At 59.3% G+C, this 17,476-nt stretch carries 14 protein-coding genes; 8 read left to right on the top strand and 6 right to left on the bottom strand.

The annotated features are described in order from the left end of the window. A partial coding sequence (locus KGA88_RS24700; RefSeq protein ID WP_411740866.1) for an oligopeptide/dipeptide ABC transporter ATP-binding protein occupies positions 1–332 on the top strand: 332 nt, incomplete at its 5' end. A gap of 172 nt (positions 333–504) precedes the next feature. On the opposite strand, the gene KGA88_RS24695 is transcribed toward KGA88_RS24700, so the two are convergent. From KGA88_RS24695 to KGA88_RS24685, 3 genes are all read right to left on the bottom strand, one after another. Continuing rightward, positions 505–762, bottom strand: a complete 258-nt coding sequence (locus KGA88_RS24695) for a hypothetical protein (RefSeq protein ID WP_110659994.1) — start codon at positions 760–762, stop codon at positions 505–507. A gap of 146 nt (positions 763–908) precedes the next feature. Further along, positions 909–2,144, bottom strand: coding sequence for an MFS transporter (locus tag KGA88_RS24690; protein ID WP_110659995.1), 1,236 nt, complete (start codon positions 2,142–2,144; stop codon positions 909–911). Positions 2,145–2,350: 206 nt separating this feature from the next. Further along, positions 2,351–3,934, bottom strand: coding sequence for a peptide chain release factor 3 (locus tag KGA88_RS24685; RefSeq protein WP_060541686.1), 1,584 nt, complete (start codon positions 3,932–3,934; stop codon positions 2,351–2,353). A gap of 440 nt (positions 3,935–4,374) precedes the next feature. On the opposite strand from KGA88_RS24685, the gene KGA88_RS24680 reads away from it, so the two are divergent. The 5 genes from KGA88_RS24680 (at position 4,375) to KGA88_RS24660 (ending at position 9,673) form a co-directional block, all read left to right on the top strand. Next, positions 4,375–5,091, top strand: a complete 717-nt coding sequence (locus KGA88_RS24680) for an ABC transporter permease (RefSeq protein ID WP_110659996.1) — start codon at positions 4,375–4,377, stop codon at positions 5,089–5,091. Positions 5,092–5,111: 20 nt separating this feature from the next. Then, complete coding sequence (locus KGA88_RS24675) at positions 5,112–6,005, top strand: glycine betaine ABC transporter substrate-binding protein (protein ID WP_223594798.1); 894 nt, start codon at positions 5,112–5,114, stop codon at positions 6,003–6,005. A 12-nt stretch (positions 6,006–6,017) separates the two neighbouring features. Further along, positions 6,018–6,671, top strand: coding sequence for an ABC transporter permease (locus KGA88_RS24670; protein ID WP_223594796.1), 654 nt, complete (start codon positions 6,018–6,020; stop codon positions 6,669–6,671). Further along, positions 6,668–7,825, top strand: coding sequence for a betaine/proline/choline family ABC transporter ATP-binding protein (locus KGA88_RS24665; RefSeq protein WP_223594794.1), 1,158 nt, complete (start codon positions 6,668–6,670; stop codon positions 7,823–7,825). Before KGA88_RS24670 ends, KGA88_RS24665 begins: the two co-directional genes overlap by 4 nt. A gap of 684 nt (positions 7,826–8,509) precedes the next feature. Continuing rightward, positions 8,510–9,673 carry a type III PLP-dependent enzyme gene (locus tag KGA88_RS24660; RefSeq protein ID WP_110657157.1) on the top strand — a complete coding sequence of 388 codons (1,164 nt, stop codon included), beginning with the start codon at positions 8,510–8,512 and terminating at the stop codon, positions 9,671–9,673. Between the two features lie 147 nt (positions 9,674–9,820). Here KGA88_RS24660 and KGA88_RS24655 read toward each other — a convergent pair whose 3' ends face one another. Both KGA88_RS24655 and KGA88_RS24650 read right to left on the bottom strand, forming a co-directional pair. Continuing rightward, a complete protein-coding gene (locus KGA88_RS24655; RefSeq protein ID WP_110657159.1) occupies positions 9,821–10,612 on the bottom strand; it encodes a tetratricopeptide repeat protein in 792 nt (263 codons plus the stop codon). Further along, on the bottom strand, positions 10,613–11,293 hold the full coding sequence (locus KGA88_RS24650; RefSeq protein WP_223594792.1) for a Fe2+-dependent dioxygenase: 681 nt from the start codon (positions 11,291–11,293) through the stop codon (positions 10,613–10,615). A 206-nt stretch (positions 11,294–11,499) separates the two neighbouring features. Between KGA88_RS24650 and KGA88_RS24645 the strand changes: the two genes are divergently transcribed. Both KGA88_RS24645 and KGA88_RS24640 read left to right on the top strand, forming a co-directional pair. Then, on the top strand, positions 11,500–13,824 hold the full coding sequence (locus tag KGA88_RS24645) for a TonB-dependent receptor (protein ID WP_110657163.1): 2,325 nt from the start codon (positions 11,500–11,502) through the stop codon (positions 13,822–13,824). A gap of 235 nt (positions 13,825–14,059) precedes the next feature. Continuing rightward, positions 14,060–16,588: a PepSY domain-containing protein gene (locus tag KGA88_RS24640; RefSeq protein ID WP_223594790.1), complete on the top strand. Its 2,529-nt coding sequence runs from the start codon at positions 14,060–14,062 to the stop codon at positions 16,586–16,588. 38 nt (positions 16,589–16,626) lie between these two features. On the opposite strand, the gene KGA88_RS24635 is transcribed toward KGA88_RS24640, so the two are convergent. Beyond that, the gene (locus KGA88_RS24635) at positions 16,627–17,379 is read right to left on the bottom strand and encodes a hypothetical protein (protein ID WP_223594781.1); all 753 of its coding nucleotides are present in this window, start codon (positions 17,377–17,379) and stop codon (positions 16,627–16,629) included. Positions 17,380–17,476 lie beyond the last annotated feature (97 nt).

Genomic DNA, 17,476 nt, shown 5'->3' with positions numbered 1-17,476 from the left:
TGCAGCACGTTGCCGATGACGTGATGGTGATGTACCTCGGTCGCCCGGTGGAAATGGGCCCGAAGAACGCCATCTACGAACGCCCTCTGCACCCTTACACCCAGGCGCTGTTGTCGGCCACGCCGACCATTCACCCGGACCCGAACAAACCGAAAATCAAGATCGTCGGCGAGTTGCCCAACCCGCTGAACCCGCCACCCGGCTGCGCCTTCCACAAGCGCTGCCCATACGCCACCGAGCGTTGCAGCACTGAAGAACCGGCCCTGCGCCTGCTCGACAGCCGCCAGGTGGCTTGCCACCACGCCGAGCAATTCCTCGACGGCGCGGCGTAAGAATGTGGGAGCGGGCTTGCTCGCGAAAGCGTCATTCCAGTCAACATCAATGTCGACTGACAGATCGCCTTCGCGAGCAAGCCCGCTCCCACAGGTTAAGCGTTGTTAACCCAACCCCTTCTACTTCGATTGCGCATCGGTCTGGTAGAGGGGGTTTTGTTTTATCGGCGGCTCACGTCTGGCTATCGCCCTCATCCTCATCATCGGAGTCCGGCTCATCGGTGGTCGAATCATCGCCGTTGTCAGCCCCACCCTGCCCCTGATCTCCCGGTTCCGATTCGGATTTGGCGAGCATCAACCCCGCGTATCCCGCTTGCCCGCTCGAAGCCTGCTCCCCGTGATCGATACACTCGGCCCACGCCGTCGACGTCCCGAGCGAAAGCATTACCAACACCTTCAACAACAGTAAAACGCGAAACAACCTGTTCATAGCCGATTCCTTCCTTTCGTAGAGTGCCTGTCTGGCGCTGAGTCAAATCTAGTTGCGATCAGCCGGGTTCTCCAGATTGGACGCTAATGAGCGAGTAGAAATGCCTTCGGCAGAAAGACTGGTTTCGAATAAATCCAATAGCCGGATCAGCTAAGCGAAACAGTTCGGCGGGGTTGTCCTTCAATTTGGTCTGGAGCGCGAGAGCGGGTGGCCTGATAAATCAGCGGTATGGACAATAGCGCCAACGCCGCACTGACCAGCCACACACTGTGCCCGCCAAAGTGACCATACAACTGACCGCCAAGCACCGGCGACAACAGAGCACTCGCACTCCAGCTCATAAAAAACACGCCAAAGTACTGTCCGCTTTTTCCACTTTGCGCGTGCTGCATGACCAGCATATTCAGTGGCGGCACGAACAGTGCCTCGCCCAATGTCCAGACCACTGTCGACAGGCAGGCGTAGAACAGCCCGGAACCCAACGGCAACATACCGAGCCCACAGGCCAGCAACAGACTGCCCGCCACCAGTTGGCGGCGCGTACCCCAGCGTTCGCCCCAATGTGTCAATGGAATCTGTAACGACACCACCAATACGGCGTTCAATGCGAACTGCCAGCCGATGGCTTCGGTGCCCAGGCGATAGTAATCACGCAGATAGTTACCCAGCGTGCTGTAGACCGTGTCGAATGCCATCCCGAGCAAGGCCGTCGCCGCCAATAACCAGAGGAATGGTTTGTCGCGATAGGGCACGCTTGAGCCTGAGCCGCTGTCAGGTTTCTCGTCCGGGATCAGCACCGGTCGGCGCCATGTCGTGCGGACAAACCAGAGCAAGGCCAGCAGGGTCATGGCCGCGCTGGCGAAGAACACCCAGCGAAAATCGGTCTGCGCCAAAACGCCGCCCGCCACCCCGGCAGCGGCCATTCCGAGGTTCCGGGCTACCCGGCTCAAGGCTTGTGCCCGGGAACGCTGCGCAACCTCGCAATACTCCATGATCAACCGTTGATGCAGCGTACGGATCGCCCCGTCGACGGCCCCGCTGAGCACCAGCAATCCGGCCAGCAGCGGCACCTGCGTAACCAGCCCCAACAGGATCAGCCCCCATACTGAAATGAAGAACAGCGCTGCGGTCAGTCGCGCCGTGCGCACATGGTCGCTGAGCAACCCGCCAAGCATCGAACCGATCAGCAATCCGGCGCCATACGCCGACAACAGCCAGCCAACGGTTTCAATGGCCAGCCCCAGCTCCTGACGCAGGTACAACGCCATGAACAACTTGACCATGCTGCTCAGTCGATTGATGAACAGCAGCGCCGCGAGCACCCAGGCCATAACGCTGAAATAGCCGTCCAGCCTCAGCAGATGCGTCATTCCCTTGATCATCAAAATGGCCGCTGTTTGCGAAAGGTGCCTTGAACACTAAATGCCAACGACTGACTTGTCGCGGGCAAATCTCCCCATAGGGCAAAAGCGGAGACGAGCTACAAATACGCAGGAAAAGACCTACGCAATCGTCTCCAGCGCAAAATCAATCCACAAAAAAAGCCCACTGTTTTCACAGTGGGCTTTCGGGTGTCGCCACTCAGCGCTTAGTGATGCTCGCGGGTCGCACGGAATTTCACGTCCGGCCAGCGCTCTTCCATCAACGCCAGGTTGACCCGCGTAGGCGCGAGGTAGGTCAGGTGACCACCGCCGTCCAGTGCCAGGTTTTCCACGGCCTTGTTGGAAAATTCCTCAAGCTTCTTCTTGTCGCTGCATTCGATCCAGCGCGCGGAATAAACGGTGATCGGCTCGTAGGAGCACTCGACCTTGTATTCCTCTTTCAAGCGGCTGGCGACCACATCGAACTGCAGCACACCGACGGCGCCGAGGATGATGTCGTTGCTGCGCTCCGGGAAGAACACCTGGGTCGCGCCCTCTTCGGCCAGCTGCTGCAGACCTTGCCGCAGTTGCTTGGATTTCAGCGGGTCTTTCAGGCGTACGCGACGGAACAGTTCCGGAGCGAAGTGCGGGATGCCGGTGAAGCCCAGGACTTCGCCTTCGCTGAAGGTGTCGCCGATCTGGATGGTGCCGTGGTTGTGCAGGCCGATGATGTCGCCGGCAAACGCTTCTTCCAATTGCTCACGCTCAGAAGAGAAGAAGGTCAGCGCGTCGCCGATCCGCACGTCCTTGCCGGTGCGCACGTGGCGCATCTTCATGCCTTTTTCGTACTTGCCGGAGCAGATACGCATGAAGGCGATGCGGTCGCGGTGTTTCGGGTCCATGTTCGCCTGGATCTTGAAGATGAAGCCCGAGAACTTCTCTTCCACCGGCTCCACGGTACGCTCGTTGGCCACGCGCGCCAGTGGGCGCGGCGCCCAATCAACGACGGCGTCGAGTACGTGGTCGACACCGAAGTTGCCCAGTGCGGTACCGAAGAACACCGGGGTCAGTTGACCGTCGAGGAACTCCTGCTGGTTGAACTCGTGGCAGGCGCCCTGCACCAGTTCCAGCTGCTCGATGAAGCGCTCGTACTCGTCACCCAGGTGGGCGCGGGCTTCATCGGAATCGAGCTTCTCGATGATCTTGGTTTCGGTGCGCTCGTGGCCGTGACCGGCGGTGTACACGATGATGTAGTCATCGGCGAGGTGATACACGCCCTTGAAATCACGGTAGCAACCAATCGGCCAGGTGATCGGCGCCGCCTTGATCTTGAGGACGGCTTCGATTTCGTCGAGCAGTTCGATCGGGTCGCGAATGTCACGGTCGAGTTTGTTGATGAAGCTGACGATCGGCGTGTCACGCAGACGGCAGACGTCCATCAGGGCGATGGTCCGAGGCTCTACACCTTTACCGCCGTCGAGAACCATCAACGCCGAGTCCACTGCCGTCAGGGTGCGGTAGGTATCTTCGGAGAAGTCTTCGTGGCCCGGGGTGTCGAGCAGGTTGATCATGTGTTCGCGATACGGGAACTGCATGACCGACGTGGTAATGGAGATACCACGCTGCTTTTCCATTTCCATCCAGTCGGAGGTGGCATGGCGGTCGGACTTACGAGATTTCACCGTACCGGCTACCGCAATCGCCTTGCCCATCAGCAAGAGCTTCTCGGTGATGGTGGTCTTACCGGCATCGGGGTGGGAAATAATGGCGAAAGTGCGGCGTTTCGCGACTTCGGCGGCCTGTTTGGTCATGGGAAATCGCCTGGCAGGTGATTCAAAAAAGGGCGCAGATTATAGCCCAAGTTGATCGAAGAACCGAACCGTTGAGCACATTAGGGGTGGCCAAATGCTGCTTCAGATGGGAACCTTTTAAAGCACGGAGACGTCCACTCCCCCGTTACGACCACTCGTCGAGGGCCTGAAACACCTGCAATTCGGCCTGACGAGGCTGTGCTCATGGCTCAACAAGCCGTGTGCGTACCCCCTGTAGGAGCGAGCCTGCTCGCGAAAAACGTCCAGACAATGCGTACATTCAGGTACCCAGCGTTATCGTTGACGACCATCGCGAGCAAGCTCGCTCCTACAGGGAAACGCGCTCGGCATGAGCTGCTTATCGCGATCACTTTTTCGGCAGCCAGGAATGGCCTTGCCACACGAAAAAGCGTTCGCCGACTGAAAAAAGGAGTCCGCCTGTGGCTATCCACTATGGCAAAGGGCTGATAGGAGGCGCGCTGGTATTCGCCCTTCTGGCCCTGCTGATCAACTGGATCGGCATTAACACGATCGAACACTACCGCGACGATTTGTTGTTTTACCTGCAAGCTCATCTGATTCTCGTCCTCGCTTCCATGCTGGCCGCCCTTGTCGTGGGCATTCCTGCCGGCATCCTCCTCAGCCGCCCGAACATGATCGGCCGTGCCGAGCGCTTCATGCAGTTCTTCAATATCGGCAACACCGTCCCGCCCCTCGCCGTCCTGGCCATCGCCCTCGGCATCCTCGGCATCGGCAGCGGCCCCGCCATCTTCGCCCTGTTCCTCGCCTCGCTACTGCCCATCGTGCGCAACACCTACGAAGGCCTGAAAAACGTTCAAGGCTCGCTCAAGGAAGCCGCCGTCGGCATCGGCATGACCCCGCGCCAGGTGCTGTGGAAAGTCGAATTGCCCAACGCAGTGCCGATCATCATCGGTGGCGTGCGCGTGGCGTTGGCGATCAATGTCGGGACCGCTCCGCTGGCGTTCCTTATTGGCGCCAACAGCCTTGGCAGCCTGATATTCCCCGGCATTGCCCTGAACAATCAGCCGCAATTGCTGCTCGGTGCCGCGTGCACCGCGTTGCTGGCCTTGTTGCTCGACGGCCTGGTGACACTCGCCAGCCGCCTCTGGCTCGAACGCGGCTTACGCCCGTCTTAAGCCCCGGCAAAGGAATCGTCATGAAAACATCAAGCTTTTTACTAGGCTGCATCCTGCTGTGCGCAGGATTTGCCCAGGCCGCGGAAAAACCGTTGATCCGCATCGGCGCCCGGGTGTTCACCGAACAGACCCTGCTGGCGGAGATCACTTCGCAGTACCTGCGCACCAAGGGTTACGACGTACAAGTGACCGGCGGCCTGGGCAGCAATCTGGCCCGCAGCGCCCACGAAAGTGGTCAGTTGGACATGCTCTGGGAATACACCGGCGTTTCGCTGGTGGCCTACAACCATGTCACTGAAAAACTCGACAGCGAACAGTCCTACGCACGAGTAAAAGAACTCGACGCGAAAAAAGGCCTGATCTGGCTCACCCCGTCGAAATTCAGCAACACCTACGCCCTCGCCCTGCCGAAGAACGTCGCCGACCAATACCCGCAGATCAACACCATCAGTGAACTGAACAGGGTGCTGCGCAAGGAGGCCAAGACCAACAACCTGGTGGCGCTGGACACCGAGTTCGCCAACCGCTCGGACGGCCTTGATGGCATGGTCAAGCTCTACGACATGAACCTGACCCGCAAGAACATCCGGCAGATGGATGCGGGTCTGGTCTACACGGCACTGCGCAACGGCCAGGTGTTTGCCGGCCTGGTCTACACAACTGACGGCCGCCTCAACGCTTTCAAGTTGAAACTGCTGGAAGACGACAAGCATTACTTCCCCGACTACACCGCAGCGCCCGTGGTGCGTCAGGCCTACCTCGATGCGCATCCGCAACTGGCCGCACAGCTCAAGCCGCTGGCTGAACTGTTCGACGACAACACCATGCGCGAGCTCAACGCACGGGTCGATGTCGATCACCAGAGCCCTTCAGCCGTTGCCGCCGATTTCCTGCGCCAACACCCGATCAATTAAGGAGGAAAAGTCATGGAATTTTTGAACGCCTTTTCCCATCTCGACTGGCCATTGATCTTACACCTTACGTGGCAACACATCACCTTGGTCGGCATTGCCGTGACCCTGGCAATCCTGGTCGGCGTGCCGCTGGGCATCCTGATGACCCGCTTCCCGAGTCTCGCCGGTCCGTTGCAGGCCAGCGCCACGGTGTTGCTGACCGTACCGTCGATTGCCCTGTTCGGCCTGCTGCTGCCGTTCTATTCAAAATTCGGCCAGGGCCTGGGGCCGATGCCGGCGATCACGGCGGTGTTTCTCTATTCGCTGCTGCCGATCATGCGTAACACCTACCTGGCCCTGACCAGCGTCGAACCAGGCATCCGTGAAGCCGCACGCGGCATCGGCATGACCTTCGGCCAGCGCCTGCGCATGGTCGAATTGCCCATCGCCGTGCCGGTGATCCTCGCTGGCGTACGCACTGCCGTGGTCATGAACATCGGCGTCATGACCATCGCCGCCACCATTGGCGCTGGCGGCCTCGGCGTACTCATCCTCGCTTCCATCAGCCGTAGCGACATGTCGATGCTGATCGTCGGTGCCGTGCTGGTCAGTGTGCTGGCAATCATCGCCGACCTGATCCTGCAAGTGCTGCAACGTTCGCTGACTCCAAAAGGACTCCTGAAATGATCGAACTTCAAAACCTCAGCAAGACCTTCCAAAGCAACGGTAAAGATGTGAAAGCCGTGGACTCGGTAAGCCTGACCGTCAATGAAGGCGAAATCTGTGTGTTTCTCGGGCCATCGGGTTGCGGCAAAAGCACCACGCTGAAAATGATCAACCGCCTGATCAAACCCACCTCGGGCAAGATCCTGATCAACGGCGAAGACACCACCGACCTCGATGAAGTGACGCTGCGCCGCAACATCGGCTACGTGATCCAGCAGATCGGCCTGTTCCCGAACATGACCATCGAAGAGAACATCGTGGTCGTGCCGAAACTCCTCGGCTGGGACAAGCAGAAATGCCACGACCGCGCCCGCGAGTTGATGAGCATGATCAAGCTTGAACCCAAGCAATACCTGCATCGTTATCCACGAGAACTGTCCGGTGGCCAACAGCAGCGGATCGGCGTAATTCGCGCACTGGCGGCGGATGCACCGCTGCTGCTGATGGACGAACCGTTCGGCGCGGTCGACCCGATCAACCGCGAGATGATCCAGAACGAATTCTTCGAAATGCAGCGGGCGCTGAACAAGACCGTGATCATGGTCAGCCATGACATCGACGAGGCGATCAAGCTCGGCGACAAGATCGCGATCTTCCGCGCCGGCAAGCTGTTGCAGATCGATCACCCGGACACGTTGCTCGCGCATCCGGCGGATGAGTTTGTCAGCAACTTCGTCGGCCAGGACAGCACGCTGAAACGCCTGTTGCTGGTGAAAGCCGAAGACGCGGCGGACAACGCGCCCTCCGTCAGCCCGCAAACCCCGGTGGCCGAAGCGCTGGAGTTGATGGATGAGCATGACCGACGCTACGTGGTGGTCACCTGTACCGAGAACAAAGCCTTGGGTTATGTAAGACGTCGCGACCTGCACCGTCAGACCGGCACCTGCGCGCAGTACCAACGCGAGTTCAACGCCACGGCGGCGTACGACGAGCACCTGCGCATCCTGCTGTCGCGCATGTACGAGTTCAATCGTGCGTGGTTGCCGGTGATGGATGCCGAGCGGGTGTTTTTGGGTGAGGTGACCCAGGAGTCGATTGCTGCTTATTTAAGCTCAGGTCGTTCGCGCGGGATGAAGACCAATATCGTGTCGCCGGCCGAGGCGGTGGTGGCTTAAAAAAAAGCACACTTAAACACTGAATCTGTGGCGAGGGAGCTTGCTCCCGCTGGGTCGCGAAGCGGCCCCTCTTTCAAAAAAGAAGAGGACTGCTACGCAGTCCAGCGGGAGCAAGCTCCCTCGCCACATTATTTTTTGAACCGCTGATTTTTCAGCGGGTTTTAGGGCCTCGGATTTAGCGGAAAAAAATATCAACACCCACAGCCAAGCACGGCCTTCGAAAACCTGTGGTGCAACAGTCAAAATCCCCCTCAACCGACCTTCTCGCAGCCAACGTCGCCGAAGTTGACGCTATCGCACTTTCTAGCGAGTTAGCGCGCAAAAGCGTCGAACGTGCAGGTATTTTTAACACTTCGCAATTCTTCGGGAACATCCGGCTGTCATCTGAGTCGGTTACAAAGAGTGATGCCCGCGACGCGCGTCAGAAGAGTGCAAAAACGCGACATTTTTTGTTGATCTCAAGCCCCTCACGCCCTAAAGTTCGCGCCGAACGTCCATGCTGGAAACGATCCATCCGGCTCAAGTACTGACGACGAGACAGCAAGGCCAAGGGAAAGCGGCACTTCCCATGGCCTTTTTGCTTTCGGCGACATGCCTTGGGAAGTAGGCGAACCAAAGTGGGGATACGGAGGACGTTCATTTGCACCCATTGATTACTAATGTTTGCCACTAGGAGTCCCAAGTATGTCGATCCAGGTCGAAGACTATTTCGCGCGCGAAACCTTTCAGAAAATGAAGGCGTTCGCCGACAAGCAGGAAACCCCGTTCGTGGTGATCGACACCGCGATGATCAGCCAGGCCTATGACGACCTGCGCGCCGGTTTCGAATTCGCCAAGGTCTACTACGCGGTCAAGGCCAACCCGGCCGTCGAAATCATCGACCTGCTCAAGGAGAAAGGCTCGAGCTTCGACATCGCCTCTATCTATGAGCTGGATAAAGTGCTGGATCGCGGCGTCAGCGCCGACCACATCAGCTACGGCAACACCATCAAGAAGTCCAAGGACATCCGCTACTTCTACGAGAAGGGCGTGCGCCTGTTTGCCACCGACTCCGAAGCCGACCTGCGCAACATCGCCAAGGCTGCACCGGGCTCGAAAGTCTACGTGCGCATCCTGACCGAAGGCTCGACCACCGCCGACTGGCCTTTGTCGCGCAAGTTCGGTTGCCAGACCGACATGGCCATGGACCTGTTGATCCTCGCTCGCGACCTGGGCCTGGTGCCTTACGGCATCTCGTTCCACGTCGGCTCGCAGCAGCGCGACATCAGCGTCTGGGACGCGGCGATCGCCAAGGTCAAAGTGATCTTCGAGCGCCTGAAAGAAGAAGACGGCATTCACCTGAAGCTGATCAACATGGGTGGCGGCTTCCCGGCCAACTACATCACCCGCACCAACAGCCTGGAAACCTACGCCGAGGAAATCATCCGTTTCCTGAAGGAAGACTTCGGTGACGATCTGCCGGAAATCATCCTGGAACCAGGCCGTTCGTTGATCGCCAACGCCGGTATCCTGGTCAGTGAAGTGGTACTGGTCGCGCGCAAATCCCGCACTGCGGTCGAGCGTTGGGTGTACACGGATGTGGGCAAGTTCTCCGGCCTGATCGAAACCATGGACGAAGCCATCAAGTTCCCGATCTGGACCGAAAAGAAAGGCGAGATGGAAGAAGTGGTCATCGCCGGTCCAACCTGTGACAGCGCCGACATCATGTACGAAAACTACAAATACGGCCTGCCGCTGAACCTGGCCATCGGTGATCGCCTGTACTGGCTGTCGACCGGCGCATACACCACCAGCTACAGCGCCGTCGAGTTCAATGGCTTCCCGCCGCTGAAGTCGTTCTACGTGTAAATACATCACGCAAAAAACAAAAAGCCCATGACGTGTCATGGGCTTTTTTGTGCCTGAAATTTAATTGCACATTCCACCTGTAGGAGCTGGCTTGCCAGCGATGGTGGTTAACGATAATGCGTTTCTACAGACGGGATGCGGTGTTCTTTAGATCATCGCTGGCAAGCCAGCTCCTACAGAAGGTGTCTGCTCCAGTTGAGCGGCGCGCTGGAGGTACTCGCTCGCCAGAGCCTGAATCCGCGGATCCGTTGCACTGGCCAGCGTCTGGCTCGCCACTCGCAGAAATTTCGGGTTGCCGTCGGACAGCGCCTTGCGCAGCCAGCCCAACGCCTCGTCGATATGGCCGGTGTGGGCCAATACCGCGGCGTAACTGAACTGCCCCCGAAAGTCCCCTCCCTCGGCCGAACGCCGGTACCAGTCGCGAGCCGCGCGCAAATCCATGGGACACACTCGTCCTTCTTCCAGGTATCGACCCAGCAGGTTCATCGATTTGGCATGGCCCAAGTGTGCCGCGCGTTGATAGAAACCGAACGCCGACGCCTGATCCTTGTTTACCCCGCGCCCGGTCGCCAGCAGATTGGCGTAGTTGTACATCGCCCAATCCAGCCCGGCCTGCGCCGCCACTCGATAATGCCGCGCCGCTATCGAAGTATCAGCAACACAGCCCCAACCATGTTCATGACAACGACCAAGCATGTTGCGCGCCATCAAGTGCCCTTGGCGGGCAGCGATGCCGAACCAGCTCAACGCCAGTGGCTGATCCTGGGCGATACCCTGGCCGTCGAGCAGGATCTGCCCGAGCAAGGCCTGGGCCTCGACTTCACCTTCACGCGCGGCGATCAGGATCGCCTGGGCCGCTCGCGCCGGGCTTTCGTCGAGCATGGCGCGCAGGCGCTCGCCGTCGAGCATTTCCTCGCGGCGCAAACGGAAGTCCGCCACTTACACCTCGACCCAGCGACGCAGCAGGTTGTGATAGGTGCCGGTCAGTCGGATCAGCGATGGATGATCGGGCACATCGCGGGTCAATTGCTGGATGGCCCCATCCATCTCGAACAACAGGGCGCGCTGGCTGTCTTCGCGCACCAGGCTTTGGGTCCAGAAAAACGAGGCGAGGCGCGTTCCGCGTGTCACCGCGTTGACCTTGTGCAGGCTGGTGCCGGGGTACAGCAGCATGTCGCCGGCAGGCAATTTCACCCGCTGGGTGCCGAAGGTATCCTGAATTTCCAGCTCGCCGCCGTCGTAATCCTCGGGCTCGCTGAAGAACAGCGTGGCGGACAAATCCGTGCGTACCCGTTCGACGCTGCCCTTGGGCTGACGCACTGCGTTGTCGATGTGGAAGTCGAAACTGCCCCCGGCGGTGTAACAGTTCACCAGCGGAGGAAAGACCTTGTGCGGTAGCGCAGCCGACATGAACAGTGGATTTTTCCATAGCCGCTCCAGCATCGCCGCGCCGATCTCCTTGGCCAGCGGATGCCCTTCAGGCAATTGCAGATTGTGCTTGGCCTTGGCCGACTGGTAGCCGGCGGTGATCTTGCCATCGGCCCAATCGGCTTGCTCCAGAGCCTCGCGAATGCGCTGCACCTCATCTTTTCCGAACAGGCCGGGAATGTGCAGCAGCATGACAAGACACCTGGAAACAAAGGGACGCCAATGGTATTGATTCTTATTGCCCGTGTAAAACCCAACAGACGAATGAGTCAGCAAAAACCGTAAGGGTAAATTGTAAAGAATGTAAATTCAGTGCGAATAGTAATGTTTCGCAATTGTTACGAATACGTATTTACCCTATATTCCGCCGCCTCAAATCCTTGGGGAGGGGAATTCAAATGTCGCGTCAACAACCACAAGTACCGGTCAGTTCACCACGTTTGCTCGCATCCGCCATCGGCATGGCGATTACTGCCGGCTCCGCGGGCCACATGGCTTTCGCGGCGGAAAAAACCGACGAAAAAGCACCGGACAATGTGATTTCGCTGGGCGCCACCGCCATCACCGGCGAAGCTCAGGACGAGACGACCTACAACGTCGAGAAAGCCTCCTCGCCCAAGTACACCGCGCCGCTGATCGACACGCCGCGCTCGGTGACCGTGGTTCCGCAACAAGTCTTGAAAGACACCGGTTCGCTCAACCTGCAGGACGCGCTGCGCACTGTTCCTGGCATCACCTTCGGTGCCGGTGAAGGCGGTAACCCGCAAGGCGACCGTCCGTTCATCCGCGGCTTCGACGCCCAGGGCGACACCTACCTGGACGGCGTGCGCGATACCGGTTCCCAGAGCCGCGAGATCTTCGCCGTTGAATCGATCGAAGTCAGCAAAGGCCCGAACTCCGCGATCGGCGGCCGTGGCGCTGCCGGCGGCAGCATCAACCTGGTCAGCAAGAAAGCCCACCTGGGCGATTCGCTCGACGGTGGTTTCACCTGGGGCTCCGACCAGACCCAGCGTTATACCTTCGACGGCAACTACCAGTTCACCGACACCGCCGCTGGCCGTCTGAACTTGCTGAGCCACGAAAGCAACGTCGCCGGGCGTGACAGCGTCAACTACGACCGTTGGGGTGTGGCACCGTCCCTGGCTTTCGGCCTGGGCACCGACACTCGCGTCAACCTTGACTATTACCACCTCGAAAGCAACGACACGCCGGATTCGGGCATTCCCTACTCCATCCCGACCGGAGGCTCGACTGCGCGTACCAAGGCCAACCCGGACAAGCCGAATGACGGCGGCGACAGCAGCAATTTCTATGGTCTGACCGACCGCGACTTCCGTAAGACCCGCGTCGATACGGCGACCTTCGCCATCGAGCACGACCTGAGCGACGCACTGACCATCAAGAACACCCTGCGCCACGGCACCAGCATGCAGGATTACATCCTGACCCAGCCGGACGACAGCAAAGGCAACGTCAACAATGGCAGCGTGTGGCGCCGCGCGAATACCCGCGTGAGCAACACCGAGACCACCACCAACCAGACCGACCTGTTCGGTGATGTCTACATCGCCGGGTTCAAGAACAGCTTTTCCACCGGTGTCGAATACACCCACGAGGAAAGCGAAAAGTCCACGTACAACGTCAACACGGACACCACCCCGGGAACAGCCGCAGCGACCACCAACTGCTCGCCGGCACTGATCGGCGCACCTAGCGGCTACAACTGCACCTCGCTGTCCAACCCGAACCCGAATGATCCGTGGAACGGCGCCATCTCGCGCAACTATGCCGGCACCGACACCAAGGCCAACACCTACGCACTGTATGTGTTCGACACCCTGACGTTGTCCGAGCAGTGGCTGGTGAACATGGGCCTGCGCTACGACCATTTCGACACCGACTACAAGACTTTCAACGGTTCCAGCGTGACCACGTCCAAGGGCGATGACACCAGCGAATTCGTCACCGGTCAGTTCGGCGTGGTGTACAAACCAGCGGAAAACGGCAGCATCTATGCGTCCTACGCGACGTCCGCCACGCCACCGGGCAACACCCTGGGTGAAGGCATGGACGGCAACCCGCTGGGCGGCACACCGGATCGTAACGGCAACCTGCTGAAAAGCGACATGGAGCCGGAAACCACCAAGAACTACGAAATCGGCACCAAGTGGGACCTGCTGAACGATCGTCTGTCCCTGACCGCCGACATCTTCCGCACCGAGAAAGACAACGCTCGTGTGCAGACCAACACCACCACCTACGAAAACGTCGGCAAAACCCGCGTTCAAGGTGTCGAGCTGTCGGCCAGCGGCAAGCTCACCGACAAATGGCAAGTGTTCGCCGGTTACGCCTACATGGACAGCGAGCAAGTCGATGGTGGTGACCTGCCGGCAAACAAGGCCAACAACGGCAACGAACTGCCTAACACGCCGAAAAACAGTGCCAGCCTGTGGACGACCTACCAGGTCACGCCGAAGCTGACCATCGGTGGCGGTGCGTTCTATGTCGATGACGTGTTCGGCAGTGTTGCCAACACCACCATGGTTGATTCCTACGTTCGTTACGACGCGATGGCAGCCTACAAGCTGAGCAAAAACGTCGACCTGCAACTGAACGTGCAGAACCTGACCGACGAAACCTACTACGACAAGGCGTTCTCGACTCACTTCGCCAACCAGGCGGCTGGTCGTACCGCATTGCTGAGCACCAACTTCCACTTCTGATAGATGCGGAACCTGTGGGAGCGGGCTTGCTCGCGAAGGCGGTCCGTCAGTTGACATTTAAGTCGACTGACACACTGCCTTCGCGAGCAAGCCCGCTCCCACATAAAGTTCGCTCGACAGTCCAGGCCCCGCTCAACAGAACGGGGCCTTTGTGCGTAAAAAAGAATGCTTCTCGACAACCCCACGGCATAATGCGCGCCGTGATGAATAAATTTGAACGAACAAGGCGAGCGACGTGTTGAAGAAAACCCTGTTCCAGTTGCACTGGTTTTTCGGCATCAGCGCCGGGCTGGTCCTGGCCCTGATGGGCATCACCGGGGCGATGGTGTCGTTTCAGGACGAAATCCTGAATGCGCTCAACCCTTCTGTGTTGCAAGTCGAGAAACAGGTCGCCGGTGTGCTGCCGCCCGCCGAACTGGTGGAGCACATCGAAGCCGCGTCTGGCAAAAAAGTCGCGATGCTCACCGTGGAAACCGACAGTGGCAACGCCGCCAAAGTGTGGTTCACCCCGCCGCCGGGTGAGCGCCGAGGCGAGATGCGCTACTTCGATCCCTACACTGCCGAGTTCCTCGGTGATGCCACCGGCCAGGACTTCTTCGGGTTGATGCTGCAACTGCACCGTTTCCTCGCCATGGGCGATACGGGTCGGCAGATCACTGGCGCCTGCACCCTGATCCTGGTGTTCTTCTGCCTGTCCGGCCTGTACCTGCGCTGGCCTCGCCAGTGGAAAAGCTGGCGCGCCTGGCTGACCCTGGACTGGAAGAAAAAGGGTCGCAGCTTCAACTGGGACCTGCACTCGGTGGCTGGCACCTGGTGCCTGGTGTTTTACCTCCTGGCAGCGCTGACCGGGCTGTCCTGGTCCTACGAGTGGTACAACAAGGGCCTGACCCGGTTGCTCTCCGACTCACCGCAGACCGAACGCGTTCGCGGCGGACGTGGCCCCGCGCCGCAAGGTCCGGCACCAACAGCCGATTACGCGGCAATGTGGAGCAGCATCTACAGCGCAGCCGGCCCGCAACTCAGTTCCTATAACGTGCGCATGCCGCCAGTGGCCGGTCAACCAGCGACCGTTTACTTCCTCCTGAAAACTTCGCCGCATGACCGCGCCCTGAACCAGATCACCCTCGACCCGGCCACCGGCGTGGTCAAACGGGTCGATCGCTACAGCGACAAGAGCGTCAAGGCGCAACTGCTGACGAGCATCTATGCGCTGCACGTCGGCAGCTACTTCGGCATTGTCGGTCGGATCATCCTGACCCTCACCGCGTTGAGCATGCCGTTGTTCTTCGTCACTGGCTGGTTGCTGTACCTGGATCGTCGCCGCAAAAAACGCCAGATCAAGGATGCTCGCCAAGGCCTTGTACAACCGGGCAACGATGCACCGGCCTGGCTGATCGGTTTCGCCAGCCAGAGCGGGTTCGCCGAGCAACTGGCCTGGCAGACCGCCGGGCAATTGCAGGCCGCGGGCCTGCCGGTGAAGGTACAGCCGCTGGCGGACGTCAGCGAGCAGGATTTGCAGGACTCGAACAACGCACTGTTCGTCGTCAGCACCTTCGGTGACGGCGAAGCACCCGACAGCGCCAGGCGTTTCGAACGCAAGGTACTGGGCCGCACGCCGAGCCTGGATCGCCTGAACTACACAGTCCTCGGCCTCGGCGACCGGCAGTACCAGCACTTCTGCGGATTCGCCAAGCGCCTGCACAGCTGGCTCGGTGAGCACGGCGGCAAGACCCTGTTCGCGCCAGTGGAAGTCGACAGCGGCGATCCTTACGCCCTGCGCCACTGGCAACAGCAACTGGGCCTGCTGACCGGCCACGCACCCGTCGACACCTGGCAGGCGCCCAACTACGACAACTGGACCCTGGTCCGGCGTGAACTGCTCAACCCGGACAGCAGCGGATCCCCGGTGTACTTGCTCGGCCTCAGCGCCCCGACCACCAGCAGTTGGCTGGCCGGTGATCTGGTGGAAGTCTTGCCGCGCAATTGCCCGTGGGCCATCGAGCATTTCCTCGACGGCCTGGGCATTCACGGGGAGACCAAGGTGCAGCTCAACGGCCTGGAGGAAACCCTCGAACAGGCCCTGGCCAGCCGCCAGTTGCCGCAAAACCGCGCCCATCTGGTCGGCCTGCACGCGCAGGCGCTGGCCGAGGCCCTCGTGCCGCTGGCCATGCGCGAATACTCGATTGCTTCGATTCCAGCCGACGGCGTGTTGGAATTGATCGTGCGCCAGGAAGTGCATGCCGATGGCAACCTCGGCGTCGGCTCCGGCTGGTTGACCGAACACGCGCCTGTGGGCAGTTCCATCAGCCTGCGCGTGCGACGCAACAGTGGTTTCCATCTGCCAGCCCAACCGGTGCCGATGATCCTGCTGGGCAATGGCACAGGGCTGGCCGGCTTGCGCAGCCTGCTCAAGGCCCGGATTGCCGATGGTCAGCAACGTCACTGGCTGCTGTTTGGCGAGCGTAATCGTGAGCACGATTTCCTCTGCCGCGCGGAACTGGAAGAGTGGTTGATCAACGGTGATCTGGCGCGCCTCGACCTGGCCTTCTCGCGGGATCAGGCCGAGAAGATCTACGTACAGGATCGCTTGCGGGAGTCGGCCGAGGAACTGAAAAAGTGGCTGGCAGAGGATGCGGTGATTTACATCTGCGGCAGTATGCAGGGGATGGCTAGCGGGGTTGATCAGTTGCTGCAGGAAGTCCTCGGAGCAGCGCAGGTAGAAACGCTTATCGAACAAAACCGTTACCGCCGCGACGTCTACTGAGTGCAGCCGGATCTCATCCGGCTGCAACTCCACTTTGCTCATTGTTCTTCAACAGCATATTTACCTTTATGGCGCATGAAGTCCGACCATTCCTGCAATCTGTCCATACGCAGTTGCAGTGGACCCAGCAAGCTGGCGACCAGGTCCAGCACCAAGAGCAAAGTCGAATACGTCGAGGAAGCGGTTATCGAGCAAAGCCTATCAATCATCACGTTCAATAGCTGCTCAATCCTGTTCAGAAAATGACCGAAGTTGAACAGTGCGGAGGAGGAGGAAGCGTACACGCCAGTCAAACGATACAGCTCCAGCGTTTGAGGGGCAGGATCTCCTTTGTACGGTTTTCTGAAATCGAAGGGTGAGGTCCCGGAACCCGAAGGAGGCTTTTGCGGTGAATAGCCGTACGCCGCTATTTTTTGTTTTCTTGCCGCAACGATGCGGTAGAACATTGGATGAATCCCTCGCTCCATCGAGGAAACATTCAATCTGTACCGTTCAACTGTTTTCAGTTGGGTGCGGCACCGGTCAACGAAAAAGCTCATGACTCCGGAAACGTTGTAAAGGCTGCAAATGACAAGGTGCGGTTGCCAGAGGTCGAAAGGAGCGCACCCCAAAGTATCAATTGTCACCCGTCGGTAGCGCGTCACGCCTGGCTTGGCCTCAAGGAAAACCTGTCGAAGGTCGCGGGCTTGATCGATGCAGGCAAGCACTCCCGCCCGTAGTTCCGCCACATCTTCGACCAGGGAGTGAAATCTGCAGAGTTGCGCATCAGCCTCTTCGCTCAACGCCTGCACATAGGCGCCTAGCACCTTTGATGTCTCAGGGGGTTGAGTGAGTAATGAAATCCTTGTGGAGCACCTCGTTCAAGAACAATTTGTATGCGCGCAACGC

The sequence above is a fragment of the Pseudomonas sp. A-R-19 genome (assembly GCF_019956575.1).
GTDB lineage: Bacteria > Pseudomonadota > Gammaproteobacteria > Pseudomonadales > Pseudomonadaceae > Aquipseudomonas.
This window is presented reverse-complemented; position numbering and strand designations above follow the sequence as displayed.

Bases quoted from the DNA above. Each gene is read 5' to 3' on its own strand.
- KGA88_RS24650 (WP_223594792.1), bottom strand. From the start codon at position 11,293: ATGCTGCTGCACATTCCCGGCCTGTTCGGAAAAGATGAGGTGCAGCGC.
- KGA88_RS24695 (WP_110659994.1), bottom strand. From the start codon at position 762: ATGAACAGGTTGTTTCGCGTTTTACTGTTGTTGAAGGTGTTGGTAATG.
- KGA88_RS24670 (WP_223594796.1), top strand. From the start codon at position 6,018: ATGGAATTTTTGAACGCCTTTTCCCATCTCGACTGGCCATTGATCTTA.
- KGA88_RS24690 (WP_110659995.1), bottom strand. From the start codon at position 2,144: ATGATCAAGGGAATGACGCATCTGCTGAGGCTGGACGGCTATTTCAGC.
- KGA88_RS24645 (WP_110657163.1), top strand. From the start codon at position 11,500: ATGTCGCGTCAACAACCACAAGTACCGGTCAGTTCACCACGTTTGCTC.
- KGA88_RS24675 (WP_223594798.1), top strand. From the start codon at position 5,112: ATGAAAACATCAAGCTTTTTACTAGGCTGCATCCTGCTGTGCGCAGGA.
- KGA88_RS24665 (WP_223594794.1), top strand. From the start codon at position 6,668: ATGATCGAACTTCAAAACCTCAGCAAGACCTTCCAAAGCAACGGTAAA.
- KGA88_RS24660 (WP_110657157.1), top strand. From the start codon at position 8,510: ATGTCGATCCAGGTCGAAGACTATTTCGCGCGCGAAACCTTTCAGAAA.
- KGA88_RS24685 (WP_060541686.1), bottom strand. From the start codon at position 3,934: ATGACCAAACAGGCCGCCGAAGTCGCGAAACGCCGCACTTTCGCCATT.